This window comes from Spiroplasma endosymbiont of Asaphidion curtum, from assembly GCF_964031085.1.
Classification (GTDB): Bacteria; Bacillota_I; Bacilli_A; order Mycoplasmatales; family Nriv7; genus Nriv7.
Map to the genome: position 1 here is coordinate 1,090,536 of NZ_OZ035001.1, position 14,370 is coordinate 1,104,905.

At 24.4% G+C, this 14,370-nt stretch carries 16 protein-coding genes and 1 pseudogene; 4 read left to right on the forward strand and 13 right to left on the reverse strand.

Going from position 1 to position 14,370, the window contains the following annotated elements; translation table 4 throughout:
- Positions 1 to 89: 89 nt before the first annotated feature.
- Positions 90 to 479, reverse strand: a complete 390-nt coding sequence (locus AAHJ00_RS06535) for a hypothetical protein (protein ID WP_342223865.1) — start codon at positions 477 to 479, stop codon at positions 90 to 92.
- A 368-nt stretch (positions 480 to 847) separates the two neighbouring features.
- The gene (locus AAHJ00_RS06540; protein WP_342223866.1) at positions 848 to 2,230 is read right to left on the reverse strand and encodes an Mbov_0401 family ICE element transposase-like protein; all 1,383 of its coding nucleotides are present in this window, start codon (positions 2,228 to 2,230) and stop codon (positions 848 to 850) included.
- 235 nt (positions 2,231 to 2,465) lie between these two features.
- Here AAHJ00_RS06540 and AAHJ00_RS06545 point away from each other — a divergent pair, with 235 nt between their 5' ends.
- A complete protein-coding gene (locus AAHJ00_RS06545; RefSeq protein ID WP_342223867.1) occupies positions 2,466 to 4,607 on the forward strand; it encodes a ribosome-inactivating family protein in 2,142 nt (713 codons plus the stop codon).
- Positions 4,608 to 4,648: 41 nt separating this feature from the next.
- On the opposite strand, the pseudogene AAHJ00_RS06550 reads toward AAHJ00_RS06545, so the two are convergent.
- Positions 4,649 to 4,867 (reverse strand): annotated as a pseudogene (locus AAHJ00_RS06550) (transposase); the annotation flags it as partial.
- A 531-nt stretch (positions 4,868 to 5,398) separates the two neighbouring features.
- On the opposite strand from AAHJ00_RS06550, the gene AAHJ00_RS06555 reads away from it, so the two are divergent.
- Positions 5,399 to 5,668 (forward strand): transposase, encoded by a 270-nt coding sequence (locus tag AAHJ00_RS06555; RefSeq protein ID WP_342223538.1) that lies wholly within the window; start codon positions 5,399 to 5,401, stop codon positions 5,666 to 5,668.
- Between the two features lie 11 nt (positions 5,669 to 5,679).
- On the forward strand, positions 5,680 to 6,468 hold the full coding sequence (locus AAHJ00_RS06560; protein ID WP_342224613.1) for an IS3 family transposase: 789 nt from the start codon (positions 5,680 to 5,682) through the stop codon (positions 6,466 to 6,468).
- A 180-nt stretch (positions 6,469 to 6,648) separates the two neighbouring features.
- On the opposite strand, the gene AAHJ00_RS06565 is transcribed toward AAHJ00_RS06560, so the two are convergent.
- From AAHJ00_RS06565 to AAHJ00_RS06610, 10 genes are all read right to left on the reverse strand, one after another.
- A complete protein-coding gene (locus AAHJ00_RS06565; RefSeq protein WP_342223868.1) occupies positions 6,649 to 7,167 on the reverse strand; it encodes a hypothetical protein in 519 nt (172 codons plus the stop codon).
- A gap of 71 nt (positions 7,168 to 7,238) precedes the next feature.
- Positions 7,239 to 9,131: a hypothetical protein gene (locus AAHJ00_RS06570; RefSeq protein ID WP_342223869.1), complete on the reverse strand. Its 1,893-nt coding sequence runs from the start codon at positions 9,129 to 9,131 to the stop codon at positions 7,239 to 7,241.
- Positions 9,132 to 9,396: 265 nt separating this feature from the next.
- Positions 9,397 to 9,789, reverse strand: coding sequence for a hypothetical protein (locus AAHJ00_RS06575; RefSeq protein WP_342223870.1), 393 nt, complete (start codon positions 9,787 to 9,789; stop codon positions 9,397 to 9,399).
- A gap of 22 nt (positions 9,790 to 9,811) precedes the next feature.
- Positions 9,812 to 10,060, reverse strand: a complete 249-nt coding sequence (locus AAHJ00_RS06580; protein WP_215826579.1) for a hypothetical protein — start codon at positions 10,058 to 10,060, stop codon at positions 9,812 to 9,814.
- Between the two features lie 2 nt (positions 10,061 to 10,062).
- Positions 10,063 to 10,347, reverse strand: a complete 285-nt coding sequence (locus AAHJ00_RS06585; protein ID WP_342223871.1) for a hypothetical protein — start codon at positions 10,345 to 10,347, stop codon at positions 10,063 to 10,065.
- A gap of 6 nt (positions 10,348 to 10,353) precedes the next feature.
- Entirely contained in the window at positions 10,354 to 11,337 is a 984-nt protein-coding gene (locus AAHJ00_RS06590) for a hypothetical protein (RefSeq protein ID WP_342223872.1), read from the reverse strand.
- Positions 11,338 to 11,361: 24 nt separating this feature from the next.
- Entirely contained in the window at positions 11,362 to 11,607 is a 246-nt protein-coding gene (locus AAHJ00_RS06595; protein ID WP_338981777.1) for a hypothetical protein, read from the reverse strand.
- Positions 11,608 to 11,772: 165 nt separating this feature from the next.
- Positions 11,773 to 12,003 (reverse strand): hypothetical protein, encoded by a 231-nt coding sequence (locus AAHJ00_RS06600; protein ID WP_342223873.1) that lies wholly within the window; start codon positions 12,001 to 12,003, stop codon positions 11,773 to 11,775.
- Between the two features lie 164 nt (positions 12,004 to 12,167).
- Positions 12,168 to 12,389: a hypothetical protein gene (locus tag AAHJ00_RS06605; protein WP_338968589.1), complete on the reverse strand. Its 222-nt coding sequence runs from the start codon at positions 12,387 to 12,389 to the stop codon at positions 12,168 to 12,170.
- 2 nt (positions 12,390 to 12,391) lie between these two features.
- Positions 12,392 to 12,718, reverse strand: a complete 327-nt coding sequence (locus AAHJ00_RS06610) for a hypothetical protein (protein ID WP_342223874.1) — start codon at positions 12,716 to 12,718, stop codon at positions 12,392 to 12,394.
- Between the two features lie 674 nt (positions 12,719 to 13,392).
- Here AAHJ00_RS06610 and AAHJ00_RS06615 point away from each other — a divergent pair.
- A complete protein-coding gene (locus AAHJ00_RS06615; RefSeq protein ID WP_342223478.1) occupies positions 13,393 to 14,343 on the forward strand; it encodes an IS30 family transposase in 951 nt (316 codons plus the stop codon).
- Positions 14,344 to 14,370: the final 27 nt, after the last annotated feature.

Sequence of the window (14,370 nt, forward strand, 5' to 3'; positions counted from 1 at the left end):
TTGATGAATCATTTTACAATATTGCTCATAATTTTTACTTCATAGTAAATCATGCGCATCATCAATGAAATATAGTAAATGAGCCCACATTAACTTTTTAATTTTTTTTGATTACTAAACGGATGATTATTACTTTGTAATAACAAAACTTTTTTATTTGAACTTTTAAGTTTTCAATACGATTTATTAATTAAAGAGTTCATTTGTAACCGATATCATAATAAAAACGGTTTATTTTCAAAATATTTCTTAATTTGTAACTGATAAGCTTTATTCTTACTAATTAATTTCTCCGCCAAAACAACTGGTAACTTACCATTACGTTCAAATCAAAAACCATACAATGAAATAAATTTTGTTTTCAAATCACTATCAAGATAATTAAGATTACTAATTACATTCAATAATATTATCCCAGTAACCGGTGCTTTATTACTAAGACAAGATATAATATCAGCACCTAATCCTTGTCCAAGCAAGTAAATTTGTTGATGAGGATATTTGTCATTAAATAAATTAATAATTGTTACTAAATCTTTAATATTACTTCCTAATGTTACTTTTTTATTAGCGATTTCATTATGATGATATCGTAAATCAAACGCTAAAAAATTATACCCAATTTTTTAAAAATAATCAATATAAAACTTAAAATGGGTCGCGTTTAGTTTTCTTAGGTATTGCTTTGAAGAAGTAAAACAATCAGCTAATTATATTATTTAATTACTAAACTAACCATACCTTTCTTGTTATTGTCATTTTTATTCTTTTTTATTTTATCATATTTATTGAATTTTTACACAATAAAAATTATTAATTATTATTAAATTTTAACTAATATTTTTACTTACTTAGATCTATTATATTTATTTGTTACAGCATTACCTTTATAATTAATTCAACTATCATCATTTTTATTATTATATTTATTTCATAATGAATTTTTATATATTTCTTTTCTGATTTCTATTTCTGAATTAATATTTTCATTAATATAATGTAATACATTTAATTTGTTTAAATTTGCCATTCTTAAATGTAATAGGTTATTTAAATTCTTATGATTATATATTTTTGCTCCGTATCCTAATTGTTGTTTTACTAAATGCGATACATCACTTTCAATGCTACAACCGATATTTCATTCTAAATTTTGATTATGAATACCTTGCTTATTATTACTGAAATAATTACTCGCCTTCATTAAATTTGTTTTAATATCTTTATTTAATTCATTTTTAGCAACATTACGAATGTTTTTGATTAATTCTTGATGATTTCCATCCTTATATAATTTAATTCAACTATTTAGTGTTACTTTACGATTTTCAAAAATAATATTAAATGCTGTTTGTTTTAATTTTTTAATAGCATGATAACCATCCAAAATATATCTAACATTACCAAAACTATTGGCAATTTCTCTAATTCAAGTATCACCATCGCCACAAACAATTATTTTGTCATAATTAATATTTACATAATGTTTTTGTAATTCTTTAATTAATAAATCACGATAATTCATTGTATTTATTCGTTTACCAATTTTTAACATTAGAAAATGACCTCGTTTGTTTTCTAATTCTCTACGAGCATTTTTGTATTTTTTTTCTTTATGTCCGGTATGAAAAGTAACTAAACGAATTCTTTGGTCTTGTTTAACTTTATGGTCTAATGTCGCTAAAAATGTCTCATCTAGTTGAATATATAAATCCTTATTTTTGACATCAATTCTAGTTTTAGTTTCTTTTTCTGCTAGTTGAAAATATTCAACAATATCATATTTATTTAAAATATTTGAAATACTAGCTTTTGAAATATAACAATGATTTAGAGCATCTAAAACATCACGATAGCGTTTACCATCACCTAAAAGACTTAAAACTTTAAATTGGACATCAAAATAAATGCGTTGTTTAGGCGATAAACCAATTTCTTTATCTAATAAACATACATATTCAAATTTACCTGATTTTTGATTTCAATATTTATATCGGCGTCGTTTAAAAACAACTTCACCAAAAATTGTAATAATTGTTCTTGTTGCAAAATGAACTACTTTATAACCTTGTTTTAACCGATAATGATATTTATATAAGTATTCATCTAATTTTTCATATTCGTTAGCCAATTGTTCACATTTATTGGTGTACATATTTTTATGGGTTGCGAATAAACTGAATCAATGCTTGTTTTCTAAGATTTTTAAATTATTATTAATTTTTAGCATAATAAATTACCTTTCTTGATAGTAATTTTAATAAAGTTTGGTCAGCTTATTTTTTTCTTTAATGATAAATGTTTTTTAGAACTAGTATTTAATATCCTGAAAAAATGATAGAAATTCTTATTTAATTGTTTATAATTAATTTGTATTAATTAAACTTTACAAACTTAAGAAAGGACGCTGATTACTTGGTAAATTTTATTAATTAGTAAAAATTCACGAAAGGGATTTAATTAATATGAAAAAATTATTAGGAATCTTAGGAACAATAACAATAGCCGGGGGCGGAATGGTGGGACTTGTTGCCAATGCCCAGACTCTAGCAAAAAATGAAATTAATTATTTAAAAAAAAGCAGTAATAATTTAGAAAATTTAAAAAGAAATAAAAGACAAAATATTAATTTAGAAAAAGAAAATAAATTAGAAAAATTAAGTAACGAACAAACCCAAAATATTAATTTAGAAAAAGAAAATATAATTAAAAAAGATAATTTAAATAACTTTACATTATCAAAAACTTTAAATATTAACTATGATGTAAAAAAATATTTTAAAGAATTATGCTTAATTCTTACTGAATTGGCTAAAAAAGAAGTAATTTTGTCTGTTAATGATGATAAAAATGCCCCCGTTTCTTGTAATACAAATTTTTTTGTATTAAATAGAAATACTAGTTTTAATTATTTTAGAATACCTGTGTTAATAGATGGTAGAGGGCTTGAATTAGTTTTTAGAACTTCTGATTTATATTTACAAGGTTTTATAAATAATATAGATAATAATAATCATACAGAAAGACATTATTGATTTTTTGATGATGCTTTAATACGAGAAATTAATGATGTAGTAGAGAATCATAATTTAGGTTTTGATTCAAACTATAACACGCTTTTGCCTTCCAATGAAGCAAATATTGGTTGAACAGGAATACAAGATGCTTTTTTTCAGCTTACTAATATAGGAACAAGCAGGCCACCGGCATTGGCAATTATTAGAGGTTCTTTAGCGCGGGTTATTTTAGCAACAGCAGAAAGTATTCGTTTTAGACAAGTACGAAATAATATAATAGAAAATTATGATACTCAATCACCAACTAGTAGTTGAGGACATTATCGAACCATTATAACAAATTGAGGTTCTATAACACAAGATGCTATAAATTACTTATCTCAAAATGGAAATTTAAATAACTTTGTAAACATAGGAAATATTCTTATTTTTTCAATAGCTATGTATAACCATTTAAATAGTTGTCACATTTTAAGATCAGAAACTTGTATGGAAGAAAATGGTATACATTGAAATAATTTGTATCATTTAGATTTACAAGGATGAGGAAATGAAAAAATTACACTACCAAACAATGTTAAAGTAACATCAATAAAAGTTTTAGATAAAGATAGTTCTGAAAACAATAATTTAAAAAAAGGATCTATATATGTGGGAACAACTAATGGTGTTTATTTTAAAAGTTATAATAAAAATGATAACAACAATATAATGAATTTTAAATTTGATGATTTAAATTTTCCAATAACTGATATAGAATTAGATAATAAAGGGAGTGCTTATGTTGTTAACAATAAAGGAGAAGTTTATCATTTAGATTTACAAGGATGAGGAAATGAAAAAATTACACTACCAAACAATGTTAAAGTAACATCAATAAAAGTTTTACAAAAAAATAGTGAAAGTAAAAGTTTAGGTGCAGGAGACATTTATTTCACAACAACTAATGGTGTTTATTTAAAACATGGAGCAGGCCAAATTGATAAATTTGATGATTTAAATTTTCCAATAACTGATATAGAATTAGATAATAAAGGGAGTGCTTATGTTGTTAATAATAAAGGAGAAGTTTATCATTTAGATTTACAAGGATGAGGAAATGAAAAAATTACACTACCAAACAATGTTAAAGTAACATCAATAAAAGTTTTACAAAAAAATAGTGAAAGTAAAAGTTTAGGTGCAGGAGACATTTATTTCACAACAACTAATGGTGTTTATTTAAAACATGGAGCAGGCCAAATTGATAAATTTGATGATTTAAATTTTCCAATAACTGATATAGAATTAGATAATAAAGGGAGTGCTTATGTTGTTAATAATAAAGGAGAAGTTTATCATTTAGATTTACAAGGATGAGGAAATGAAAAAATTACACTACCAAACAATGTTAAAGTAACATCAATAAAAGTTTTACAAAAAAATAGTGAAAGTAAAAGTTTAGGTGCAGGAGACATTTATTTCACAACAACTAATGGTGTTTATTTAAAACATGGAGCAGGCCAAATTGATAAATTTGATGATTTAAATTTTCCAATAACTGATATAGAATTAGATAATAAAGGGAGTATATATATTTTTATAATATAGATATAAATCGGAAATGAGGGACTGTACAATTAACTGTGTTTCTAAGTAATTAACTTAAATTCCATTCTGTCTTCAAATTTTATCATTAAATGTGAAATTGCACTAACCCAATTTTGAATTGGCATCGTTCATTTCTTAACCATATTTTGAAATGCTAAATAAAATATTTTAAAAACTGATGAGTCATTAGGAAAAATCTTTTTATTCTTAATGACTTTTCTTAACTGACTATTAACAGATTCAATCGCATTAGTTGTAATGTTTTCCAAAAAGTTAGCGGTAATGTCAGCGCATATTTTATTGATGAAAACAACAATAAAACCACAGTTTTTATTTCAATTAAAGACGCCATGCTTAATTTGTTAGAAAATAAGATTTTGCCTTCAAAAATAAAAATAAATAATGATGACAGCATAAATTTTTCTTACGATATCAAAAGTATAAAAGAAATAATTATGCATGAGACTGAAATTGGAAAAGCTATTCCATTATAAGAGTAATTATTTATGAGAAATAAATAATGTGAAAAAAATATTAAGTCTTTTTTTTATAATTTTTATAAAACCTAAGCTTTCCCAGACTACCAACAAGTTTTGGAAGAGATTTTATCAATACTTTTTTTGGACAAATTAATAATTACTTTAATTGGAACAAGAACACCAAGTTTAAATTTATTATGATAAAATAACAAAAATATTCAAACCAGTAATTAATTAAAATGGAATGCCCCCTATAAAGTAGACACAAAAATAAAAACATTTGTGTAAACTATAAATGAGGTGCATTTTATTATGAAAAAAATTCATAGAAGTAAAGAATTAATTATTAAAATTGTTAATGAACATCTAAAAGAAGGATGTAGTTATAATTATTTAGCTGAAAAATATAATATTTCTCGCAATACTATTAGTAATTGACTTTATAAACATAAAAATAAAAATTGAAATTTTGAAAGAAAAATTCATAAGGCAAATTATAGTGAGCTTGAATATTTAAGATTAGAAAATGAAATTCTAAAAAAGTTCCTTTCCTTCTCAAGACAACAACAAAATATAAAATAAATTTTATTAATTTATATAAAAATAAACACTCAATAAAAGTATTATGTAAAATTCTTAATGTTAATCGTGCTAATTATTATAAACAAAGATTTAATAATAAAAATGATTTTAAAGAAATAAATATTATTAAAAAAATTTTTGAAAAGCATAAGAAATGTTACGGGTATAGGAGACTAAAAATTGCTATTGAGAAGGAAGCTGGATGAATTATTAATCATAAAAAATTATTAAAATTAATGAAAAATTATAATATTAGAGCTAATTGAGTAAAACATATTCACAGAAAAAATACTTATCGTAGTTATGAAAATTTGTTAGATGCTAAATATAATTTATTACAAAGAAATTTTAGAGCTGAAAAAATTAATCAAAAATGAGTTACTGATATTACTTATATTAAAATTTATAAACAAAAAGATTTTCTTTATTTAAGTACTATTATTGATTTATATGATAAAAGAATTATTGCATATGAAATGAGTTTTAAAAACAATACAGAGCTAGTAATGAATACTCTTTTAAAAGCTGTAAAAAATAAAAAATTAAATGGTTTAATATTACATTCTGATCAAGGAATTCAATATAGAACCACTAAATATAATAAATTTTGTGAAAATCTTGGAATACGCATATCAATGTCAAGAAAAGGTACTCCTTTAGACAATGCAGTTATAGAAAGTTTTCATTCAATTTTAAAGAAAGAAACTATTTACAATAATATTATCAAAACAAAACACGATATGATTAATTTAATTCATAAATGAATGAATTTTAAACAAACATATCGTGTAGAATATTAATATCAAATGTTTTTTATTTCATGTCTACTTTTTGGGTATCGTTCCATTAATTAAAATTACTGGTTTTATTTTGTTAAAATAGAAAAAATGAAAAAGTTGTTTATTTTTTTGAGGATATTATCATCATAAAAAACTAACCTTTCTTTGACAAATAATTTTAACGGTGTTTAAATTTAGTTATTACGGATTTTCAATTTCAATTTCAAAATTATTTGTTTTATTTAATCTATAATTGTTAGTATCATCATGTTCAAAAGTTAGTAATTCTGTTCCTTGTGCTTTAATTTTAATTGTTTTATTGGGTATGTTAATCATTCAGGTATAAAAATTTAAACCCGAAGTATCTATTTTTTTTCCATAAGTATTTGTTATTTTTTGAAAGTCTTTTTGTTTAATTATGTTATTTACAAGCTCTGCATTAAACTCTAAACTAAAAATTTTTACATTTTTTAAATTTGGTAATTGTTTATCTATATTTGCATTTATATTTTCTTCTGTTCTTATCTCAACTTTTAAAAGGTCATGGTCTTGCCTTTCTGTTAAAAATCTTATTTTTTCTAAGTTTCTAATTTCAAAATCATAAACTTTGTTTTCGTTATCTTTATTTTTTTGTTCTACTGGTTCATTTGCTTTTTTAGAACAGCTAACTATTGGTAATATTGTTAATGTCAAAAGAGTTATTATATTTAAAATTTTCATTATTTTAATTCCTTTATTGCTTTATTTTTTCAATATATATATATATATATATATATATATATATATATATATTACAGGAAAATCCTTAATATCATTAGAAAAATGGCAAAATCGATTAAAAATTGAAATGTATAGTAAAAAGCTGGTACCGTTTTAAAAGCTGGAAAAATAGCAGTTGAAAAGTTAACTGTTGCTTTTGCAATAATTGCTAACGGTCTTAAAATGGTAATAATTTGTGAAGCAGTAAGAATTCAGTTAATCATTTTGATACCAGCATTTTGAATGGCACATCCAATATCATTAAAAGTTGGTATTCATCGTCCAGAATACTTGCAATTTGCTGGCGGAATTAAGTCATCTCATTCTGAGTTGGTGGAACCATCAGGAATAAAGGTTGTGGAATTTAAGACATTAAAGTCATAAATTTTAAAATTGTAATTAGAGATGTTGCCTTTGTGATAAAGTGGAAAGGTTAAGGTAAAAATATTAATACCGTAGCGAATATCAATATCGGTATTGAGGTAATTAATACTATTAGCGAGTTTGTTGGCCGGCAAGATAATCAATTTATTATCATAGGATTTAAGGACATTAAAATCAATTTGATAAATGCTATTGTTGTTTTTAATGGCATTATAATTTTCTTGGTGCGTTTTTTTATCAAAAGTAAAAAAATAACTTCTTAATAATAATTCTGAATTACCAGTAACATTAATTAAATATTTTTTGGGATAAAAGGTAATTAACGAACGATAAAAGAACCCAATTTGAATAAAGTAATCTTTGTTATAATTGTCGACGCCTTTAAAATCAATTTCGGTATGAGTTTTTTCGTCCATGTCAAAAGTGGCGTAAAATAAACTAGCAAAAAAGTTGCCAAGGATTTCGTAGATTTCGTCAAAAACATTTTTGTAATCGCTGTTGTTAATATTAGGAATGTTGTTTTTAAAATAAAGGTAAATGTCGTTTTTTAATTCAGGGTCATAACGCAGAAAACTAAATTTAACATTAAGATAATTTAAAGTTCCAAAAAGGTACTTAATTAGATAATAATCGTTGGCATTTGCTGTGTCATATTTTCAGATTTCACTTTCACCATGTAATAATTGCAAATAGTTATTACCTGCGATTAGAGTTTTATTAAAGGCTTTAATTTTTAATATATTTTTATTTATTTTTTCTTCACTAGTAGAATTTTTGTGATAGAAATAACTTTCTGATTTAAAACCGTGGTTTTTAATGGTAAATTCTTTATAATAACCTTTTTCTAAGGTGTCAATGAAATTAAATACTGGTGTTCAATAAAGATAAGAGTAATTAAATTTATCAAAATCACCACGGTGAATCATTAAGTAATCAAGATTATCAACAACATCATTATAGTTATGGTTGCCATCAAATTTGGTGTTTGTTGTTGGTAATTCAATATCAGTAGTATCTTTTTCAATTTCAATTTCAAAATTATTTGTTTTATTTAATCTATAATTGTTAGTATCATCATGTTCAAAAGTTAGTAATTCTGTTCCTTGTGCTTTAATTTTAATTGTTTTATTGGGTATGTTAATCATTCAGGTATAAAAATTTAAACCCGAAGTATCTATTTTTTTTCCATAAGTATTTGTTATTTTTTGAAAGTCTTTTTGTTTAATTCTGTTATTTACAAGCTCTGCATTAAACTCTAAACTAAAAATTTTTACATTTTTTAAATTTGGTAATTGTTTATCTATATTTGCATTTATATTTTCTTCTGTTCTTATCTCAACTTTTAAAAGGTCATGGTCTTGCCTTTCTGTTAAAAATCTTATTTTTTCTAAGTTTCTAATTTCAAAATCATAAACTTTATTACTTTCTCTTTTATTTCTAATCAGTGAATGTGTTGTCACTTCATCGTTGTTAATTTTTTGGGGAATAGTAAAAATGTTATTGAAACTAATAGTTAGCGCGGTAAATATTTTCATAAACATTTTTATCACTCCTTTTTAAAATATTTTATTTTTCATTATTCTTTTAACTTTAATCTTTTTTAATATAAAATGAACAAAACAGTTTACTATTTCTGTTATGGTTACTCATACTAAGGAATAACCTATAATCATTAACTTACCAATTGCTCCAAAATTTTTAATAAATTGTTGCAAATTTTCAATATCTGTATGTAACAATAAAAGTATACTTAAAGATATGAATATAATGTAATTAATTATTATTCATCAATATCTTTTTAAAAAATTAATTAACTTGTTTAGTTTCATTTTTTAAGGCTCTTTTTGCTTTAACTTTCTGAATAATCAAGCGGATTAATTTTTCAAATTTAATTGCAAAATACATTGCTCCGCCTCATCAAAAAACAAATATTCCTGCCAGCATAATACCACTATTAAATTTGCCAAAGAAATCAACCATTTCTTTATTCATAAAATTATTAAATTCATCACTTGTCCCAGTTATTGATTTAGTATCGATTGCTGTTAATGCACAAATTAATAAGCTTATAAAGATAAAAATGATACTCAATGCTATTTTTAACCATTGCTTTTTAAAAGAATTTTTAATTCTTATTTTTAATGGCAATTTTTCTTTTGAATTATCTTTTTTAAATAATTTACCTAAAAGTTTTTTCATTTTTATTTTCCTTTCATATTTTTTACCTACCTTTAATCACAATAAATAAGGCAATAAGTACACAAGTAACGCCAAGAATGGTAAAAATTGGGTGTTGCGAAAATGTCCGAGCCATTGGTTTAAATAGTTCTAAAATTGTTAAATTGCTAGTAATAAACTTTTGGAAATTGGCAAGCCCTTCGCTAATATAGTTTGTTAAAGTTTCAAAATGACTACCAGCTAATAACCCAAGAACAGTTATTAAGATAAAAATAATAATTAGTTTAAACATTGTTAGTTACCTTGCTTTGTTTTTATTGGTTTTATTTGTTTTTTAGTTTTTCCTCACGCACTTAATCGACCTTTATTTTTAACCGCATATTGGCGTTGTTTTTCTAAATTAACTTGTTGACTACCAAATCCAAGAATAATTGCCATAAGAAATTCTACAGCCAGCGTTAAGAATAGAGGAAATATTAATTGAATATTTGTTCCTGGCACTTCTAAACTTCAAATTAAGTCAAAAACTTTATAAAGCATTTGGGCGAGAAAGTCGGCCATTTTTGCGAGATTTTCCATTTTTTATTATTCCTTTTCTTTCATTTTTCTTAAAAATTTGCTGAATTTATCCATTTTTAAGTATTCTAGGTCTTCTAAATCAATTGCGGTGTCAGTATAGTATTTGTCTTCATAGTCAGGATTTACTTTTGAATTTAAGTAATCTCTTAAAAACGCTAAGTAAAAAGAATTGTAAGTGTTTAATATTGGTAGCGGAATTTTTAGTTTAAAAAAATAAATATCAAGTTCGGGAATATCACGGTATTTAATGCGACGACCCTTTTTACTATTTTTAGCATCAATTAAGGTGTTTCGTCAGCGTTCATATTCTTCAATGCTCGTAAAGGTACCATAAATAACTTTTAAGTAGGGACGAAAAATATTAACGGGTTTTTTGCGAATGCCCACAATCACATTATTGGCAATATCACGAACTTTAACTCAAATATGTTTGTCTCTTTGACCGCTAGCGAGGACAATATGACCAAAATGCCGTGCTAGAGCGAAATATTCTTGAATACCGGTTTCTTCGTTTTTGGTATTATTTTTTTCTCAATCAGTTCCTTCTAAGAATAAATTGGTTTCATCTCACAAAAGTAAGGTTTTATCTGGTAATACCGGGTAATCAAAGTCTAATAATCCCATATGTCCTAAACTTAATTTTTGAGTTTCTAGTAATGGAAAGGTTGATGCGATATGATATTTTTTCTTTTTTAGTAATTTTGATGCGTATACTAGAAAAGCAGTTTTTCCAGTTCCTAATGAACCAATAACAATATTTAATGGTGAGTTTTTTAAGAAATTAATAACTTTGTTAATTTGTGTTAAATTACCGATTTTAAAAAGGAAAATTAAAATACAACCTGCTAAAAATAAATAGCTCACAATGTTTTTAAAATAACCGTTGTAAATATATCAAATTGCTCCTCAATGTCATAAAATTAAAAATGAGGTGCGATTTAATTCAATAAAATGGTTATTTTTTTCTATTATTCATTTGCAAAATTTCATCTTGCACCTCACTTTATTTTTTTATTAGCGTACTGCTCCAAGTAGTTTTTCAAACATTTTAAAGCAAATAAAGAATATTGCCAAAATAAATGGAAAAATGAATATTCAGTAGTCAGCAAAGAAGTTACCGACTTGTGGCATATTAACAGCAATAATTTCTCACATTTTAGTAAATGCCGTTATAATTGCATTTCATAATTTAGTCATTGCGTCACTAGCTGTTATTTTTTCTACTGTTGCTGGTGTATCGGCTAAGAAAGTTCCAATCATATAATCACCCCCTTTCTTTTTAAAACATTCATCATTTATATTCAAAGTTTTTCTTAAATTTGTTAAAACCACGATTAACCTTAACGCGGTTATATTTTTTCCTAATTAATTTTGAATTTCTTTGGGAATGCATCACAATGTAACTTCTTGACATTACTTTCTTCTCTATCTAAATACTGATATGGTTTTTCAAAGTAGCATGAGAATAAATCACACCATAATCGCTGTTAAGAATCAAAAAGCAATGTTTGCTATTAAGAGTCAAAGTGGTGCTTCTATTAATTTAATTTCTTTACCACCAGTAATGTGAGCGGGAATGGTTGTAATTTGAATAAATAAATCTCAGAAAGTTTGTTTAATTTGTTCTCAATTAAATTCTTTTAAGTTTATTGTCATTTTTTATCTCCCAAAAATCATTTTTATTGGTAAATACATAATTGAAATTAATGCGAAAATAAAAGTAATGATAATAATTAATCCGGCAATAAAGGCAACTTGTGCAGGCATTTTTTCTATCGGAACAAACAGTTTTAAGAATTCCATAATAATTTCTCAAAACATTATTTTTTATCCGCGTTATTTTCTTTTGAATTAGGAGCTTTAACTCATTCTTCAAAGCGAGCAATAAATACTTTTTCGTCTTTTGTAAAATTACCAGTATTATTTCTAATGGCATTTTTATATTTAATTCGCATTTTTATTTTGGCATAAATTTTATAAGCAAAATATGCCAATAACATTATGCAAATAATAGTAAATATTATTCCAATCGCAATATTCATTTTTAAACTCCTTTAAAATAGTTATAATTTGTATCTTTTTTGTTGTTTTCTTTTTCGGCAATGAAGAAACTTAATAATTCTTGTCCTTTAATTCACTTGGTTTCTTGCTCTTGTTGTTTAACTGAAATTACTTGATATTTACTATCTTTTATTATTCCGATGCAAATAGAATTTTCATATTTTCCTTTATAAACAAATCGCTTTGGAAACCAAATGCCGATTTGTTCATTAAATCACGGAATTTTTGGCGCTTTAATAAACATTGCGTTTTGTGTTTCTTTTAAAAGATATTTTTTAGTATTTAAGAAAATGTTTTCAATGTTTTTCATAATAAATTACCTTTCTTATGAATAAACTAAGTTATATTAACTAAGTTAGTTAACTTAGTTTTTTAAACACTTATATATCGCAGATTTAAGTGTTTAACAAGCTTTGTTAGTAAATTTTGTTTTTTTAATTAGATAAAGATTTTAATAATTTTAAACTTAGTATATCCCTATATAGAAATTTCTACACTTTAATATCCGCATCCTACCCTTGGAACTAATTTAATAGCGTGTATATTTTTAGGAAATCCACCCATTCATTTTTTTATTGCAAAACGAAACAAATTGCTATAGCTAATAGGATGTTATCTATTAACTGGTAAACTTCTTTTGGTTATGGCGACCACCCACAATTTATCGTGTTTTAATACATACCAACATTATTAACTCACTTGTATTTAATTTTCAAAGAAAAAATTTTTAACATCTTATAAAATAAAAAGACAATCATTGCTGACTGTCTTAATACTTATTCAAATCTTTTCCCACCTAACAAAACTTTATGCGTCCCTTAAAATGGGTCGCGTTTAGTTTTCTTAGGTATTGCTTTGAAGAAGTAAAACAATCAGCGCTGAATTATACTTGTAAGTGCAAGTAAATAAAATTGCAAAAAATCTCATATAAAAATTTCATGATGCTAAGTTTATTTTAGAAAAAACAAAGCAAGGAGTTTTTATATGGGTTACAAACATCTTGGCATATATGAAAGAATTTATATTGAGAATCAATTGAAGTTTAAAGTAAAAATTAGTGAAATAGCTAAAAATCTTAATCGAAGTATTAGTACTATTATTCGAGAAGTCAATAGAAATAAAGATAGTAATCATTATTTTTCATTAATTGCACAAAATAAAGCAGAAAACAGAAAACAATCACATGTTTATTTTCATAAGTTTAAAAATAGAGAATTAGTAAAATATGTACAACAAAAATTACTATTAGGTTGATCGCCTGAACAAATTTATGGCAGAATTAAAAATTTTCATAAAGAATGAATTATTAGTTTTAAAACAATTTACAATTGAATTTATTCTGGATTACTTGAAAAAGTTACTAATAAAAATTTAAGAAGAAAAGGTAAGAAACGAAAATCTCAAGAAAATCGCGGTAAATTTAATGGTAAATCAATTAAAGAACGAAATATTAATGTTAATAATCGTATAACTGTTGGTCATTGAGAAGGTGATACTGTAGTATCATCACGAGGTAAAAGTAAATCATGTTTAATAACTTTAGTTGAAAGAACATCAAGATTTACTTTAGCAATGTTAGTTGAAAATAGAACTACTAAAGTTGTTAACGAAAACATTAGCCATTATTTATCAATTCTTCCAAATAATCTTGTTAAGACTATAACATTTGATAGGGGTAAAGAATTTTCTAATTGACAACAACTTGAAAAAAATTTAAATGTGAAAATTTATTTTGCTAATGCGTATTCGCCTTGACAAAGAGGTACTAATGAAAATACTAATGGTTTAATTAGAGAAAAATTTCCTAAAAAATTTAATTTTTCAAATACTACTAAAAATGCAGTTCATAAATTTATATTGTCTTTAAACCAAAGACCAAGAAAAATACTAAATTATCTTTCACCAATCGAATATTTGGTTAGAAAAATAATTTAGTTGCACTTAACTTTACAATTTGGCATT